General features: G+C 70.0%; 17 protein-coding genes and 1 rRNA gene. 7 read left to right on the top strand and 11 right to left on the bottom strand.

What is annotated here, in order from left to right; translation table 11 throughout:
- Positions 1-106 (top strand): 5S ribosomal RNA (rrf, locus tag MYL53_RS15495); the annotation flags it as partial.
- Positions 107-634: 528 nt separating this feature from the next.
- Here rrf and MYL53_RS15490 read toward each other — a convergent pair.
- On the bottom strand, positions 635-1,462 hold the full coding sequence (locus tag MYL53_RS15490) for a Tim44 domain-containing protein (protein WP_247854845.1): 828 nt from the start codon (positions 1,460-1,462) through the stop codon (positions 635-637).
- A 107-nt stretch (positions 1,463-1,569) separates the two neighbouring features.
- Between MYL53_RS15490 and MYL53_RS15485 the strand changes: the two genes are divergently transcribed.
- The gene (locus MYL53_RS15485; RefSeq protein ID WP_247854844.1) at positions 1,570-2,142 is read left to right on the top strand and encodes an isochorismatase family protein; all 573 of its coding nucleotides are present in this window, start codon (positions 1,570-1,572) and stop codon (positions 2,140-2,142) included.
- Positions 2,143-2,148: 6 nt separating this feature from the next.
- Here the strand turns inward: MYL53_RS15485 and yaaA are convergent, their stop codons facing one another.
- Positions 2,149-2,931 (bottom strand): peroxide stress protein YaaA, encoded by a 783-nt coding sequence (gene yaaA, locus MYL53_RS15480; protein ID WP_247854843.1) that lies wholly within the window; start codon positions 2,929-2,931, stop codon positions 2,149-2,151.
- 110 nt (positions 2,932-3,041) lie between these two features.
- Positions 3,042-4,073, bottom strand: a complete 1,032-nt coding sequence (locus MYL53_RS15475) for an NADP(H)-dependent aldo-keto reductase (RefSeq protein ID WP_247854842.1) — start codon at positions 4,071-4,073, stop codon at positions 3,042-3,044.
- A 220-nt stretch (positions 4,074-4,293) separates the two neighbouring features.
- Here MYL53_RS15475 and MYL53_RS15470 point away from each other — a divergent pair, with 220 nt between their 5' ends.
- The gene (locus MYL53_RS15470) at positions 4,294-4,809 is read left to right on the top strand and encodes a tetratricopeptide repeat protein (protein WP_247854841.1); all 516 of its coding nucleotides are present in this window, start codon (positions 4,294-4,296) and stop codon (positions 4,807-4,809) included.
- A 79-nt stretch (positions 4,810-4,888) separates the two neighbouring features.
- Entirely contained in the window at positions 4,889-5,383 is a 495-nt protein-coding gene (locus MYL53_RS15465) for a hypothetical protein (protein WP_247854840.1), read from the top strand.
- 80 nt (positions 5,384-5,463) lie between these two features.
- Here the strand turns inward: MYL53_RS15465 and MYL53_RS15460 are convergent, their stop codons facing one another.
- From MYL53_RS15460 to MYL53_RS15440, 5 genes are all read right to left on the bottom strand, one after another.
- Positions 5,464-6,012 carry an LOG family protein gene (locus tag MYL53_RS15460; RefSeq protein ID WP_247854839.1) on the bottom strand — a complete coding sequence of 183 codons (549 nt, stop codon included), beginning with the start codon at positions 6,010-6,012 and terminating at the stop codon, positions 5,464-5,466.
- A gap of 96 nt (positions 6,013-6,108) precedes the next feature.
- Positions 6,109-6,630 carry a DUF501 domain-containing protein gene (locus MYL53_RS15455; protein WP_247854838.1) on the bottom strand — a complete coding sequence of 174 codons (522 nt, stop codon included), beginning with the start codon at positions 6,628-6,630 and terminating at the stop codon, positions 6,109-6,111.
- Positions 6,614-6,931: a hypothetical protein gene (locus MYL53_RS15450; RefSeq protein WP_247854837.1), complete on the bottom strand. Its 318-nt coding sequence runs from the start codon at positions 6,929-6,931 to the stop codon at positions 6,614-6,616. The genes MYL53_RS15455 and MYL53_RS15450 overlap by 17 nt, the downstream gene beginning before the upstream one ends.
- 73 nt (positions 6,932-7,004) lie before the next feature.
- Positions 7,005-7,475: a Cys-tRNA(Pro) deacylase gene (gene ybaK / locus MYL53_RS15445; protein ID WP_247854836.1), complete on the bottom strand. Its 471-nt coding sequence runs from the start codon at positions 7,473-7,475 to the stop codon at positions 7,005-7,007.
- Entirely contained in the window at positions 7,472-7,882 is a 411-nt protein-coding gene (locus MYL53_RS15440; protein WP_247854835.1) for an acyl-CoA thioesterase, read from the bottom strand. Before MYL53_RS15440 ends, ybaK begins: the two co-directional genes overlap by 4 nt.
- A 221-nt stretch (positions 7,883-8,103) precedes the next feature.
- Here MYL53_RS15440 and MYL53_RS15435 point away from each other — a divergent pair, with 221 nt between their 5' ends.
- Positions 8,104-9,624: a SulP family inorganic anion transporter gene (locus tag MYL53_RS15435; RefSeq protein WP_247854834.1), complete on the top strand. Its 1,521-nt coding sequence runs from the start codon at positions 8,104-8,106 to the stop codon at positions 9,622-9,624.
- A 96-nt stretch (positions 9,625-9,720) separates the two neighbouring features.
- On the opposite strand, the gene MYL53_RS15430 is transcribed toward MYL53_RS15435, so the two are convergent.
- Positions 9,721-10,539, bottom strand: coding sequence for a hypothetical protein (locus tag MYL53_RS15430; RefSeq protein WP_247854833.1), 819 nt, complete (start codon positions 10,537-10,539; stop codon positions 9,721-9,723).
- A gap of 45 nt (positions 10,540-10,584) precedes the next feature.
- On the opposite strand from MYL53_RS15430, the gene MYL53_RS15425 reads away from it, so the two are divergent.
- On the top strand, positions 10,585-10,923 hold the full coding sequence (locus tag MYL53_RS15425; protein WP_247854832.1) for a hypothetical protein: 339 nt from the start codon (positions 10,585-10,587) through the stop codon (positions 10,921-10,923).
- A gap of 15 nt (positions 10,924-10,938) precedes the next feature.
- Here the strand turns inward: MYL53_RS15425 and MYL53_RS15420 are convergent, their stop codons facing one another.
- Entirely contained in the window at positions 10,939-11,373 is a 435-nt protein-coding gene (locus tag MYL53_RS15420; RefSeq protein ID WP_247854851.1) for a hypothetical protein, read from the bottom strand.
- A 42-nt stretch (positions 11,374-11,415) separates the two neighbouring features.
- Between MYL53_RS15420 and MYL53_RS15415 the strand changes: the two genes are divergently transcribed.
- A complete protein-coding gene (locus tag MYL53_RS15415) occupies positions 11,416-12,591 on the top strand; it encodes a MalY/PatB family protein (protein ID WP_247854831.1) in 1,176 nt (391 codons plus the stop codon).
- A 57-nt stretch (positions 12,592-12,648) separates the two neighbouring features.
- Here MYL53_RS15415 and MYL53_RS15410 read toward each other — a convergent pair whose 3' ends face one another.
- On the bottom strand, positions 12,649-13,596 hold the full coding sequence (locus tag MYL53_RS15410; protein WP_247854830.1) for a tetratricopeptide repeat protein: 948 nt from the start codon (positions 13,594-13,596) through the stop codon (positions 12,649-12,651).
- Positions 13,597-13,821: the final 225 nt, after the last annotated feature.

The following is a 13,821-nucleotide window of genomic DNA, read 5'->3' as shown; positions in this document are numbered from 1 at the left end:
CATAGCGTGCGGGAACCACCTGATCCCTTGCCGAACTCAGCAGTGAAACCGCTCAGCGCCGATGGTAGTGTGGGAGTTCCCATGTGAGAGTAGGTCATCGTCAGGCACTTATCCCGGAAAAGCCCCGACCTCATCAGAGGTCGGGGCTTTTCTCATTGGGCCGGCGAAAAATAGCAGACAAGGGGAGTTCCCCTGGAGAGTCGCGGGAGCCGCCCTCCGGGTCGCCGGCCGGATCCTCGTCAGGCACTTATCCCGAAAAGCCCCGGCCTCATCAGAGGTCGGGGCTTTTCTCATTGGGCCGGCGAAAAATAGCAGACAAGGGGAGTTCCCCTGGAGAGTCGCGGGAGCCGCCCTCCGGGTCGCCGGCCGGATCCTCGTCAGGCACTTATCCCGGAAAGCCCCGGCCTCATCAGAGGTCGGGGCTTTTCTCATTGGGAGCGAGAAACGCCGGCGACGACCAGGCCTCGCGTGATGGGACACTGAACCAGGAGAGGCGCGGGCGTTGGAGGCTCGAGAGAGTAATGGGGGCGCTGGAGGCGTTGATGACGAAGCCGTTGGTAAGGTGCTGGATGGCAAAAGGCCGGGCTGTATGCCCGGCCTTTTGGTGTCTGTCGTCGTATCCCTTGAACGTCTATCAGGCGGGGTTCTGCTCGATGCCCTGAACGTGCCAGGGCGCGCCTTCGCGCAGTTCGCGCACCAGGTGCCAGGTCTCGTTGAAGGCGTTCTGCTCGCCGTTTTCGTCGATGATGCCGTGGAACAGCACGGTGGCTTCGGCCTGGGTGCCGACTTCCTGGATGCTGCCGAGCTCGGCGAACAGGCGCACGATCTCGGTGCGGTTGTTCGCCGGCTGCTGGTCGCGTTCGGTGCGCAGCAGGTTGTAGAGCTCGGGCGTCACGTAGTCCTGGATCAGCGAGAAGTCGTTGTTATCCCAGGCACGCTGCAGGGTCATGAAGTGCTCCTTGGCACCGCCCAGGAAGCGCTCGCGGTCGAACCACTCGGGCTCCTTGGCCAGGCCGCCGCCGAGTGAACCGGTGAAGGCCTGCGGCTGAGTCTGGGCCTGCTCGTGAGACTCGCGTGCCTCCATGCCGGGGCCGGTCGCTGTGGCGGGGCGCCGCTTGCGGGCGAAGAGCTTGAACAGCAGGAAGATGGCGCCGCCGATCAGCAGGATATCGAAGGGGCGCAGGCCGTCGAAGGCGCCGCCGAAGAACAGCGATGCCAGCAGGCCGCCGGCGAGCATGCCGGCCAGCGGACCGGCGAAGCGCGACAGGCCGCTGGACGGCTTGCGCTGGGTGGCCGCCCCGGCGGTGCTGTTGGTGCGCGAGCCGGTCATGCTCGGCGAGTCCGCCGAGCGGGAATAGCTGCCGAAGCTCTTGCCGCCGCCCAGGCGACGAGCGTCGGCATGGTCGACGGCGAGGCCGAAGCCCAGCAGGCCGACGACCAGCATGACGAAGAGTTGACGCATGGTGTGTCTCCAAGGAATGTGGCGGGAGAGCCCGCCGGGAAGAAGTGAAGGCATCATTCTATCGACTAAGCGGGTCACCGACACCGTCTACCTGAGGGGGAGCGTCGATGCGTCTTGTTCGAGAGCAGAGCCTGCTGTTGATCGTCGATCTGCAGGCCGGCCTGCTGCCGGTGCTGGACGGCGGTGAGCAGGCCGTCCGCGAGGCGAACTGGCTGGGCGGCGTGGCCGAGGCGCTGGACGTGCCGGTGTGGCTGACCGAGCAGTATCCGGCGGGGCTGGGCAGGAGCGATCCGCGTCTGTCGTTCGACAGCGCTCGTTGTTGGGAGAAGACCCGCTTCGACGCCTATGGGGACCCGGCCTTCGCCGCGGCGCTGGCGGAAAGCGGGCGAGATCAGGTGGTGCTGTGCGGGGCAGAGGCCCACGTCTGCGTGCTGCAGACGGGGTTCGGGCTTCGCAAGGCGGGCTACGAGGTCTTCTGGCTGGCGGAGGCCGCGGTGAGTCGGCGGCGCGAGGAGGCGTCCCTGGCCCGGCGGCGGATCGAGCGGGCCGGCGCCTGGACCGTGAGCGCCGACATGGCGGCCTATGAGTGGCTCGAGCGCTGCGACGATGCCCGCTTCAGGGACGTGCATCGCCGCTTCCTCAAGCCGCGTTCTCCGCAGTCGCTGCGCTTCTTCGATTAAACAGGGTCAGGGACGGTCCTGCTCGGCGCGGCAGAACACCAGGGTATTGCCCTCGGAGTCGGCGGCGCTGTAGCGATAGCCGGCCACGTCGAAGTCCTTGAGGCCTTCCGGATCGTCGAGGCGCTGCTGGATCATCCAGGCCGCCATCAGGCCGCGGGCCTTCTTGGCGTAGAAGCTGATGATCTTGTACTGGCCGTTCTTCTCGTCCTTGAACACCGGAGTGATCACCCGTGCATCGAGCTTCCTGGCATCGACGGCCTTGAAGTACTCGTTGGATGCCAGGTTGACCAGTACCTTGCTGCCGCTCTCGGCGATGGCTCGCTCGAGGGCCGCGGTCAGGGTCGGCTTCCAGTAGGCGTAGAGGTCCTTGCCGGCCGGATTGGCCAGCTTGGTGCCCATCTCCAGCCGGTAGGGCTGGATCAGGTCGAGCGGGCGCAGCAGGCCGTAGAGCCCGGAGAGGATGCGCAGATGCTCCTGGGCGAAGGCGTTGTCGCCCTCGTCGAAGGAGGCGGCCTCCAGCCCCACGTAGACGTCCCCCTGGAAGGCCTGGGCGGCGGGCTTGGCGTTGTCCGGCGTGAAGGGCGTCTGCCACTCGGCGAAGCGGGCCGCGTTGAGGCCGGCGATCTTGTCGCTGACGCCCATCAGCTCGCCGATCTGCTGGGGCGAGAGGTCGCGCAGGATGCCGATCAGCTCGCGGCTGCGGTCGAGGAAATCGGGCTGGGTGGCCTGGGACGTGGTCGCCGGGGTCTCGAAGTCCAGCGTCTTGGCGGGCGAGATCACGCTCAGCATGGGGCGCTCCTGTGCCTGGATAGATTCGGCTCGAGTATATCAGGCGCGCCCCCGCGCCGGGGCTATCGGCGCCATAGCCCCGGTACAGGCCCGGGGCAGAAGGGCGAGGCTCAGGGGCTGGGGTTGGGAATGCGCTGGTGCACGGCCTCGATGGCCGCCAGCACCTCGTCGTCCAGGCGCAGCGACTCGCTCGCCAGGTTGCTCTCCAGCTGCGCCATGCTGGTGGCGCCGATGATGTTGCTGGTCAGGAAGGAGCGCGAGTTGACGTAGGCCAGCGCCATCTGGGCCGGGTCGAGGCCGTGTTCGCGGGCGATCTCGACGTAGGCGCGGGTCGCCTCGTCGGCCTGCGGATTGTTGTAGCGCTGGAAGCGCTCGTACAGCGTCAGGCGTGCGCCCTCGGGCCAGGCGCCGTCGAGGTACTTGCCGGACAGCTTGCCGAAGGCCAGCGGCGAGTAGGCCAGCAGGCCCACGTCCTCGCGGTGGGCGATCTCGGCCAGGCCGACCTCGAAGCTGCGGTTGAGCAGGCTGTAGGGGTTCTGCACCGAAGCCACCCGCGGGAGGCCCTGGCGCTCGGCCAGCTGCAGGGCGTGCATCACGCCCCAGGGCGTCTCGTTGGAGAGGCCTACGGCGCGGATCTTGCCGGCCTGCACGAGCTCCTGCAGCGCCGACAGGCTCTCCTCGAGCGAGGTGGCGTCCTCTTCTGCATCGTGTTCGTAGCCGAGGCGGCCGAAGAAGTTGGCGCGGCGGTCGGGCCAGTGCAGCTGGTAGAGGTCGACGTAGTCGGTCTGCAGCCGCGCCAGGCTGTCGTCGATGGCCTGGTGCAGGTGCTCTCGGGTCAGCCGCGGGCCGCCGCGGATATGGTCGAGGCCAGGGCCGGCGGCCTTGGTGGCGATGATGACATCGTCGCGCGCGCCGCGCGCCTTGAGCCAGCTGCCGACATAGGACTCGGTCAGTCCCTGGGTCTCGGCCTTGGGCGGCACCGGGTACATCTCGGCGGTGTCGATGAAGTTGACGCCGAAGGCCACGGCGCGGTCCAGCTGCTCGTGAGCCTCGGCCTCGGTGTTCTGTTCGCCGAAGGTCATGGTGCCGAGGCACAGTCGGCTGACGTCGAGGCCGGTTCGGCCCAGGGGGCGGGTCTGCATCCGTTTCTCCTTATCAAGGGCAGGCAGTGCGTTGGCATGGTAGCGCCGGGGAAGCGATATCGTAAACGCCGAGGGGTTGAGTCACCGCCGGGGCGGGCGTATGCTGCGCATCCGCTGCCTGGGAGGAGCCCGCAAGGCGGCCGATTTTTCCGTACAGGACGCCGGACACAGGAGTGTGCTCGACGTCATCAACCGACCCCAGGACGCAAGGTTGTTTGTCATGCCGCAGGCATCGTCACTGTTCACTCGGCTCGAGTATCGTCTGGCCCGTCAGCTGTTTCATACCCGCTGGCTGCCACGCTCGCCGCGCACGCAGCGCCTGACCATGCATCTCTTCCAGCGCTGCGCGGATGCCGGTCATCCGGCCGCCCTGTCGCTCTATGGCCATGTGCTGTTCCGGCGGGCCGTCACGCCGCAGGACAAGGCACGCGGCGCCCGCTACGTGCTCGAGGCCGCCCAGGGCGGCGATCTGCACGCCCAGTATCAGGCCGGGCAGATCTACGAGCACGGCTGCGCCCAGTATCCGCATCGCGCCGACCGAGCGGTGACCTGGTACGCCCGGGCCGGCGAGGCGGGGCACCGCCTGGCGGCGCAGCGCCTGGCGCGCGCCTACCGCGAAGGCGAGCTGGAGCTGCCGGAAGACCCGGAACGCACCGCGCACTGGGAAGCCCTGGCCGAACGCAACGCCGCGCCGCTCGCGTCACTGGACAGCGGCGAAGCCGGGACGCGACACTAGGATGATGGCGCCTCCCATGAGGCAGTGATCCTGGCCTCCCATGACGGGCGGCTCCACATCATCAAGGACTCAGCAGCCCGTGACCTTACCGACACTGCTGGATATCGAAGCGTCCGGATTCGGACGCGGTAGCTACCCCATCGAGGTCGGCCTGGCTCGCGCGGACGGCAGCACCTGTGCCTTCCTGATCCAGCCCCTGGAAGAGTGGACGCACTGGGACCCTAAGGCGGAACTCCTGCATGGCATCTCGCGCAGCCGCCTGGCGCGCGAGGGCTATCCCGTGCGTCAGGTGGCGCGCTGGCTCAACGACGAGCTGGCCGAGATCGGCGTGGCCTACAGCGACAGCTGGGGCTACGACAACACCTGGCTGTCGCTGCTCTTCCACCATGCCGGCATGCTGCCGGCTTTCCGCCTCGAGGCTCTGCGCCGGCTGCTCAGCGAGGCGCAGATGGCGCGCTGGAGCGACATCAAGGAGGCGATCATCGAGGAGCGCGGCATCCTTCGTCACCGCGCCGGGGAAGACGCCCTGCTGCTGCAGCTCACCTACCAGCGCACGCTGGAGATCGCCGACTGAGACGGCGATGATGCCCTCGCGACGCTCTCGACCGCCCGGCCCCGTGCCGGGCGGTCTGCGTTGTGGGGCCCGACGTCGTGTCACACGGCGAGGCGCGCCTCCAGGGCGTCGAGCAGCGCCTCGGGCGCCTCGGCGGCCAGCAGGTCCCGGCGGGTGTGGGCGTTGAGGAAGCCGTGTTCCACGGTGCTGTCGAGGAAGGTCAGCAGCGGCGAATAGAAACCGGCGGTGTCGAGCAGGCCGATCGGCTTGTCGTGCAGCCCCAGGTAGCGCCAGGTCCAGGCCTCGAACAGCTCCTCCAGGGTACCGATGCCGCCGGGCAGGGCGATGAAGGCATCGCAGTGGGCGGCCATGCTGGCCTTGCGCTCGTGCATGTTGCGCACGCGGATCAGCCGGGTCAGCTCCAGGTGCGCCTGCTCGCGCTCCACCAGGTGATCCGGCATCACCCCGACCACCTCGCCGCCGGCCGCCAGCACGCTGTTGGCCAGCTCGCCCATCATGCCCACGCGGGCGCCGCCGTAGACCAGCGAGTGGCCGCGGCGGGCCAGCGCCTCGCCCAGCGTCCGGGCGGCGGCGAGAAAGCGCGGGTCGTGGCCGTCCCGCGAGCCCAGGTAGACGCAGAATCTCGACATGGTGTCCTCCTTGATGCGTTTCGCCGGCGGCGGGCCGACGCAAGAAGGGCGCCGTCAGGCGCCCTCGTGTGATCTCTCCAGCGCTCGGCCGGCCGCTCAGGGCAGCAGGTCGATGACGCCGTATTCGGCGTCCACCCACTGGCCGATGACGTTGTGGCCGCACAGGTGGTGGGCGTACTGGGTGTGCAGGCAGCGCACCTGGTCCCAGTTGGCGATGCCGCCGATGCCGCGCCGGCGCAGCACGTCGTCGTAGCCGCGGCGCTCGACCTCGGCGCGCTGGGCCTCGCTCATGGTGTTCCAGCGGGTGGCCACGTAGTCCTCGTGACTCTGGTGATAGGCGGCCAGGAACTCGGGGTCCTCCTTCAGCCGTGCCTCGAGGGTCTTGATCACGCCGGCGGCCTCGATGCGCGACAGCTCGATCTTGAGCCGCTCGTCGCTCAGCCAGTAGAGCGTCGGGAAGGGGGCGTCGTCGACGATGGGCGCCATGCGCAGCACCAGCGGCGTGCCCTCGCCGTCGGTGGCGGCCAGGGCCTCGATGCCGCGGGGCGCGCGGCCGAGCTGTGCGGCGATGACGGCAAGCTGGCGCTCGTCGGGCAGGATGTCAGGTCGAATCACCATCGTCGGGGTCGTCTCGTATGAACTTGGTCGAGCGTCCCACGGCGCGAAAGAAGGTGCGGTTGAGCTGCTCGGGGGTGGGCACGTAGTGCCAGTGCCGTTCGCAGTACTCGCCGCCGCGCGCCATCAGGACATCGTAGAGGCGGTTGAAGGGCGCATCATAATCGTAGGGGTCTGCCCCGAACAAGCGGATATGCGGGAAGTCGGCGAAGCGCTCGAGGAAGAAGTTCTCCAGGTCGGCCTCGACGGCGCGGTGGCGGGCGACGTCGTCAGGATCGAGCCAGAGATCGTAGCGGATGGCCATGGGAGCGTCCTTGGGATCGGTGAGGCGGATACGCCTGGGACCGCAGGCGTCGGCATTCGGCTCAGATGCTGATTCAGCTCCGGGCCAGGGGCGCGAAGCTCGCCGACAGCAGCCGCGCCAGGTCGGCCGGGGCGAGGGCGAGCTCCAGCCCGCGGCGCCCGCCGCTGACGTGAAAGCGCTCGAGCGCCTCGGCGCTGGCGTCGATGAAGGCCGGCAGGCGCTTCTTCTGGCCCAGCGGACTGATGCCGCCGACCACGTAGCCGGTGGCGCGTTCGGCCTCGGCGGGCTCGGCCATCTGTGCCTTGCGGGCACCGGCGGCCCGGGCCAGGGCCTTGAGATCGAGCTGGCCGGGGACCGGCACGATGGCCATCGCCAGCCGGCCGTCGTCGAGCCGGGCGAGCAACGTCTTGAACACCGTCTCGGCGGGCAGGCCCAGGGCCTCGGCGGCCTCCTCGCCGTAGGCGGGGCGGCGAGGATCGTGTTCGTAGCTGGCCGTCTCGAAGGCCACGCCGGCCTTTTCCAGGGCCTTGATGGCGGGGGTCATGCGGGCTGGGTCTCCGTGTCCTGCAGATGGGCGGCCAGCGCCTCGCGCAGCGCGCCCTCGATGGGCACCGCGCTCTTGGCCTGATGATCGTAGTGGACCAGCACGGTATGGCCCAGGTTGGCCAGCCGCTCGGACTGCCAGGCCTCCTGGGTCACGGTGAAGGAGCTGTTGCCGAGGCGGGAGAGGTAGGTGCGGATCTCGATGTCGTGGCCGTAGAACAGCTCGGCCCGGTAGTCGATCTCCATGCGCGCCATGATCAGCCGCCAGCGGCCCGGGTCGAGGTTCGGGGTGAAGAGCTTGAACAGATCGTTGCGCGCCAGCTCGAACCAGGCCGGCAGGCGGGTGTTGTTGATGTGCCCCAGGGCGTCGGTGTCGTAGAAGGCGGGCTCGATGGTGCGCGTGAACATGGGCTTCCTCGTCGGTCATGGCCGGCCTTTCAGCATCGCCGCCGAGCAAGCGCTTGGTCAATGGTGACATGAACCCAGCGTGAACGGCGTCGTCAGCCTCCGGCAAGGTGGGCTCTTCTAGCGTGGCAGGACGCCAGCTTCGACGCCGCGGGACGCGGGCGGAGCCGCGATCGGCCCGACGCCGTCGTCTTTCTGATTCACATGGGATGTGGAGAAAGCTCATGACCCTCTTTCGTTTCCTGTCACGCGATGCCCTGGCCTCCGTGGTGGTGTTTCTCGTTGCCCTGCCGCTGTGCATGGGCATCGCCATCGCCTCCGGGGTGCCGCCCGCCAAGGGCTTGATCACCGGCATCGTCGGCGGCCTGGTCGTCGGCCTGCTGGCCGGAGCGCCGCTGCAGGTCAGCGGGCCGGCGGCGGGGCTCGCGGTGCTGGTGTTCGACCTGGTGAACAGCCACGGCCTGGCGGCGCTGGGCCCGGTGCTGCTGCTGGCGGGCGCCCTGCAGTGCCTGGCCGGGGTGCTGCGCCTCGGCGGCTGGTTCCGCATCGTCGCCCCGGCGGTGGTATCCGGCATGCTGGCGGGGATCGGCATCCTCATCGTGCTGTCGCAGCTGCACGTGATGCTCGACGCCGAGCCGCAGGCCTCGGGGCTGGCCAATCTGATCGCCTTTCCCGGCGCCGCCTGGGACGCCGTGCGGCAGGTGAACGGCAGCGGATCCCCTGTCGCGGGGGCCGTCGGCGTCGCCACCATCGCCATCATGTGGCTGTGGGAGCGCCTGCGGCCGGCGCCGCTGCGCTTCCTGCCCGGCGCGCTGATCGGCGTGGTGCTGGTCACCCTGGCCAGCATCGGCTGGACGCTGCCGGTCGACCGGGTCGCGCTGCCCGACGATCTCGGCCAGGCCATCGATTGGGTCGGCTGGCAGGACCTCGGCACGCTGGCCGATCCGAGTCTGCTGGTCGCCGCCCTGGCCATGGCCTTCATCGCCAGCGCCGAGACCCTGCTGTCGGCGGCGGCGGTCGATCGCATGCATGCCGGGCCGCGCGCGCGGTTCGACCGCGAGCTGTCGGCCCAGGGCGTCGGCAACATGCTGTGCGGCGCGCTCGGGGCGCTGCCCATGACCGGGGTGATCGTGCGCAGCTCGGCCAACGTCCAGGCCGGGGCGCGTACGCGGCTGTCGGCGATCCTCCATGGCCTGTGGCTGCTGGCGCTGGTGGTGGTGCTGCCCGGCGTGCTGCAGAGCATCCCGGTGGCCTGCCTGGGCGGGGTGCTGGTGTACACCGGTGCCAGGCTGGTGGACGTCGGGGCGATCCGCCATCTCGGCCGCTACGGCCGCACGCCGCCGCTGATCTATCTCGCCACGGCGCTGAGCATCGTCTGCACCGACCTGCTGACCGGCGTGCTGGTGGGCTTCGCCCTGACGCTGCTGAAGCTGGCCTGGAGCGCCTCCCGGCTGCGCGCCCGCTGGGAGACCGGCGAGGACGGCGGCGTCGAGCTGCGCCTGCGGGGTACCGCGACCTTCCTTAGCGTGCCCAGGCTGGCGCGGCTGCTGGGCGAGGTCAGCCCGGACACCCACCTGCGCCTGTGCATCGGCCAGCTGCGCTATATCGATCACGCCTGCGCCGAGCTGCTGGACGACTGGCAGCGTGCCGCGCGCCAGCAGGGCGGGGAGCTGGAGATGATCGGCAACGTGACGATGTCGCATCGCGTGGAGGGGCGCCTGAGGCGCCGCGCCGTGACCGCCTAACGCGTGGATAAAGACAGCGGCCGGGAGGCGACGAACGCCTCCCGGCCGCGTTGCGTTCCGGCGTGACGTCAGGAAGGCATCACCAGGACGGTGTCGTCAGGAGCGGGCCGCGGCGGCGCGCCGCTCGGCCCACAGGCGCTGCAGCCGAGTCCAGCCGAGCAGCCACAGCGTGGCCGCGGCGAAGCCCAGCAGCGTGCCCGGCCACAGGCCGAGACTGTCATAGGTCAGCGAGACCACCAGCGCGTACCACAGCAGCGAGCCCAGCCCCGCGGGGTAGTGCTTGATCACCGTGGCGGTGGGCGCGGCGCCCTGGGTCAGGTGCAGGATCACCAGGAACGGATACATGGTCACCGGGAAGGCCGCCATCACCCCGGCCCAGGCCGAGGGCACCACGTGGGCGAGGCCGGTGATCAGGAAGATGATGCCCGCGGCGAGGCCGGCGCGCAGTGCCAGGGCGGGCCAGGAGAAGCCGCCCTTGGGGCTGGCCTTGATGTCCGGCACGCGGCGATAGAGCCAGCTGAACACGGCGATGGCGACCAGCGTCGTCAGGGTGCCGGTGACGCGATCGAAGTCGATCCGGGTCAGTACCAGGCTGGTGGCCAGCCAGCAGGCGAGCCCGGTCAGGGTGCCGAGGACGATACCCGCCAGGCCGTCGCGACGGCCGCCGAGCAGGTAGCCGCCGCCCAGCGCCAGGGTCGCGGTGAAGCCGGCCAGGGTGTGCACCGCGCTCTCGGCGGCGAAGGCGGGCGAGAGCTCGAGGCCGATGAAGAACAGCGCGATGGCGGTGCCCAGCGGATAGCCGGAGAGCAGCCCGGCGACGCGGGTGCTGACGCGTTCGGCGATCATCGACAGGCCGAGCACCACGCCGATCGAGACCGCGAGCTTGGCCAGTTGCCAGGTAAGCGGAACGTCCATGTGATTTTCCTTATCCTAGGGGCATGTATCGTCGTGGAGAAAGCCATGGCCGAACACGATCTGTCGCCGCCGCCCCGGCCCGAGGGCTGCGAGCTGTGCGGCCGGGCGTCGCCGCTGACCAAGCATCATCTGATTCCCCGCGCCCTGCACGGCAAGGCGCGCTATCGGCGTCGCTTCGACCGCGCCGAGCGGCTGACGGCGATCCTGTGGCTGTGTCACGCCTGCCACAAGCATATCCACGCGGTGCTCGGCGAGCGCGAGCTGGCCGAGCATTATCGCAGCCGGGAGGCGCTGCTGGCGCATCCGGAGGTTCGTGCTTTCGTCGAATGGCTGGCCACCAAACCGGCGGGCTTCAAGCCCAAGAAGGCCGCCCGCCGGCGCTGATGTGGCGGGCGGGCGTCACACCAGCCTGAGCCCCTGGCGATCCGTCCAGGCGGCCTTGAGGGCGGCGTCCAGCGGCTCGCGAAGGTGCTCGGGCAGGGCGTCGCGGGCGGCCTCGTAGCTGTCCGGGTCGCGATTGCGCAGCCAGCAGTAGGCCCAGGCGCAGGCCTCGGCGTCGTCGGCCGGCAGCGGGCGGGCCGGCATCTGCACCAGCAGGAACAGTGCGGTGCGGCCGGCCCACAGCGGCACCTCGTCAGGCGCCTCGGGATCGGCCCAGGCGTCGAGGGTCGCGGCGTCGGGCGTGGCTTCCGGCTGGCCCAGCTTGGCCACCCGGGCGGTCTCGGCGAGGATCAGCGCCAGGCGATCCGGCGAGTCGCGGCCGATCTCCTGCCAGCGGGCGATGAGGCCGGGCAGGCCGCGGCGTACCTTGGCATAGAAGCCGCCTTGCGGCATGGTTTCAGTCATTGTTCATGGCCTCTGGGAGCAGGGAACGCAATGGAGTTCGATTTTGCCACGCCCGTGGAGCGACGCCACCCGCCCGAGGGCGACTGGCCGTCACAGAAATGGCATCAGTACGGCGAGGACGTGCTGCCGCTGTGGGTCGCCGACATGGATTTCCGCTCGCCGCCGGCGGTGATCGAGGCGCTGCGCGCCCGGGTCGACCACGGCGTCTACGGCTACGGCCGGGTGTCGGACGGCCTGCGCCAGGCGCTGTGCGACTGGAGTGCCGCGCACTACGGCTGGGCTATCGAGCCCGGCTGGCAGCTGTGGCTGCCGGGCGTGGTGCCGGCGCTGCACCTGGCGAGCCTGGCGCTGACCGAGCCGGGCGACGGCGTGCTGACGGTGACGCCGATCTATCCGCCCTTCCTGCAGGTGGCCGAGCGCACCGGCCGCCTGGCCCAGCAGGCCGCGATGCGGCCGCCCGCGGCGCCGGGCGACGACTGGCGGCTGGACCTCGACGCCCTGGAGGCGGCGATCACCCCCGAGACCCGGCTGCTGCTGTGGTGCCAGCCGCACAATCCCACCGGCCGCGTGTGGCGCGAGGACGAGCTCGACGGCCTGGCCGAGCTGGTCGAGCGCCACGACCTGATCGTGGTCTCCGACGAGCTGCACGCCGACCTGATGCTCGACGAGGGCGCGCGACACCGGCCGCTGGCCGCCGCTTATCCGCAGCTCGCCGAGCGGATCCTGACGCTGTGGGCGCCGTCGAAGACCTTCAACCTGGCCGGGCTGACCGCTGCCTGCGCGGTGATTCCCGATGCCGGCCTGCGGCGCCGTTTCGCGGCCATGGCCAAGGGGCTGCAGCCGGACGGCAACGTGCTCGGCCTGGTGGCCGCCGAGGCCGCCTATCGTCACGGCGATCCCTGGCGTCAGGCGCTGCTCGAGACCCTGCGCGACCATCGGGCGCGGCTGGTCGAGCGGGTGGCCCGCTGGCCGGGGGTGACGATGACGCCGCCCGAGGCGACCTATCTGGCCTGGCTCGACCTGCGTGAGGCACCGGCGCTGCAGGGCGCCGCCTCGCCCCAGCGGGCGCTGCTCGAACGCGCAGGTGTGGCGCTGTCCGACGGCGCGCCCTTCGGCCGGCCGGGCTTCGCGCGGCTCAACTTCGGCACCACCGCGACCCAGCTGGAGGCGGCGCTGGCGCGGTTGGACGGCGTGCTGGGGGCCTGACGCGCCGCCGCCGCCCTTCCGGGGAAGGGCGGCGGCGTCAGGCTGGCCGTGTCGGGCTCAGTAGAGCAGGGCGAACAGCTTGCGGCGGTAGGCGACGGTCAGCGGATGGTCGTTGCCCAGGGCGTCGAAGACCCGCAGCAGGGTCTTGCGCGCAGCATCGTCGCCGTAGGCGCGGTCCTGCTTCATCAGCGCCAGCAGCGCCTCGAGGCCGGCCTCGTACTGGCCGTCGGCCACCTGGCGCAGGGCGCGCTGGTACTGGGCCTCACTGTCGTCGCGCCCTTCCAGGGTGGCCAGCGCCTCGCGGGACGGGGCCTCCTCACCGAACTCGATGCTGGCGCGCACGCCGCGGGCCGGCGCGGCGTCACGCTCCTCCGGCGGCAGGGCGTCGAGCAGCGCGCGGGCCTCGTCCGGCGTGCCGGCGGCGACCAGAGCACGCGCCAGCTCCACCTTGTAGGGGCCGTAATCCGGCCACTGCTGGACCAGCTCGGCGTAGATCATGCGGGCGGTCTCGGCGTCGCCGGCCTCGAGTGCGGCGGCGGCCTGCTCCTCGGGGCTCTGCTGCACGCCCTCGGGCTCGGGGAAGTACTTGCCCAGCCACTCGCGGATCTGTTTCTCCGGCAGCGCGCCCTGGAAGTGATCGACCAGGCCGCCCTGGCTGATCAGCTTGACGTCTGGCACCGAGCGCACGCCCAGCTGGGCGGCGATGTCCTGGTTGTCGTCGATGTTGAGCTTGGCCAGCAGGAAGGCGCCGTTATACTCGCGAGTGAGCTTCTCCAGCACCGGCATCAGATTCTTGCAGGGCTCGCACCAGGGCGCCCAGCAGTCGAGCAGCACCGGCACCTGCATGGAGGTCTCGAGCAGCTGCTGGATGTTGCTGCGGTCGACGTCGATGATCAGGTCATCGCGCTGGGCGACCTGGCTGCCGCCTTGGGCGGCACCGGAAGCGGCGTCGGCCTGGTTGTCGGAGGTGAGCGGCTCACCGGTACGGGGATCGACGATCGGCATGGTGATCTGGCCTTGAACGGAATGAGTTTGCTCAGTAGATGCGGGCCCGAGGCGTCGACTTCAAGGGCCGTGGGCGCTCGCCGGGGACGCGGCGCTCGGTGCGGGTGGCGGCTATGCTGCCGGTAGGAAGACGATCGTCGCCGTGCCCCCGAGCGGCACGCTGTCGTCTGCCGCTGGCAGGGAGGAGTCGACGTGGGGAGATTCGTCGTTCATGGCGCTTCGGCC

Source organism: Halomonas getboli (genome assembly GCF_023094245.1).
Taxonomy (GTDB): Bacteria; Pseudomonadota; Gammaproteobacteria; order Pseudomonadales; family Halomonadaceae; genus Halomonas; species Halomonas getboli.
This window is presented reverse-complemented; position numbering and strand designations above follow the sequence as displayed.

Bases quoted from the DNA above. Each gene is read 5' to 3' on its own strand.
- MYL53_RS15490 (WP_247854845.1), bottom strand. From the start codon at position 1,462: ATGCGTCAACTCTTCGTCATGCTGGTCGTCGGCCTGCTGGGCTTCGGC.
- MYL53_RS15485 (WP_247854844.1), top strand. From the start codon at position 1,570: ATGCGTCTTGTTCGAGAGCAGAGCCTGCTGTTGATCGTCGATCTGCAG.
- yaaA (WP_247854843.1), bottom strand. From the start codon at position 2,931: ATGCTGAGCGTGATCTCGCCCGCCAAGACGCTGGACTTCGAGACCCCG.
- MYL53_RS15475 (WP_247854842.1), bottom strand. From the start codon at position 4,073: ATGCAGACCCGCCCCCTGGGCCGAACCGGCCTCGACGTCAGCCGACTG.
- MYL53_RS15470 (WP_247854841.1), top strand. From the start codon at position 4,294: ATGCCGCAGGCATCGTCACTGTTCACTCGGCTCGAGTATCGTCTGGCC.
- MYL53_RS15460 (WP_247854839.1), bottom strand. From the start codon at position 6,012: ATGTCGAGATTCTGCGTCTACCTGGGCTCGCGGGACGGCCACGACCCG.
- MYL53_RS15455 (WP_247854838.1), bottom strand. From the start codon at position 6,630: ATGGTGATTCGACCTGACATCCTGCCCGACGAGCGCCAGCTTGCCGTC.
- MYL53_RS15450 (WP_247854837.1), bottom strand. From the start codon at position 6,931: ATGGCCATCCGCTACGATCTCTGGCTCGATCCTGACGACGTCGCCCGC.
- ybaK (WP_247854836.1), bottom strand. From the start codon at position 7,475: ATGACCCCCGCCATCAAGGCCCTGGAAAAGGCCGGCGTGGCCTTCGAG.
- MYL53_RS15440 (WP_247854835.1), bottom strand. From the start codon at position 7,882: ATGTTCACGCGCACCATCGAGCCCGCCTTCTACGACACCGACGCCCTG.
- MYL53_RS15435 (WP_247854834.1), top strand. From the start codon at position 8,104: ATGACCCTCTTTCGTTTCCTGTCACGCGATGCCCTGGCCTCCGTGGTG.
- MYL53_RS15430 (WP_247854833.1), bottom strand. From the start codon at position 10,539: ATGGACGTTCCGCTTACCTGGCAACTGGCCAAGCTCGCGGTCTCGATC.
- MYL53_RS15425 (WP_247854832.1), top strand. From the start codon at position 10,585: ATGGCCGAACACGATCTGTCGCCGCCGCCCCGGCCCGAGGGCTGCGAG.
- MYL53_RS15420 (WP_247854851.1), bottom strand. From the start codon at position 11,373: ATGCCGCAAGGCGGCTTCTATGCCAAGGTACGCCGCGGCCTGCCCGGC.
- MYL53_RS15415 (WP_247854831.1), top strand. From the start codon at position 11,416: ATGGAGTTCGATTTTGCCACGCCCGTGGAGCGACGCCACCCGCCCGAG.
- MYL53_RS15410 (WP_247854830.1), bottom strand. From the start codon at position 13,596: ATGCCGATCGTCGATCCCCGTACCGGTGAGCCGCTCACCTCCGACAAC.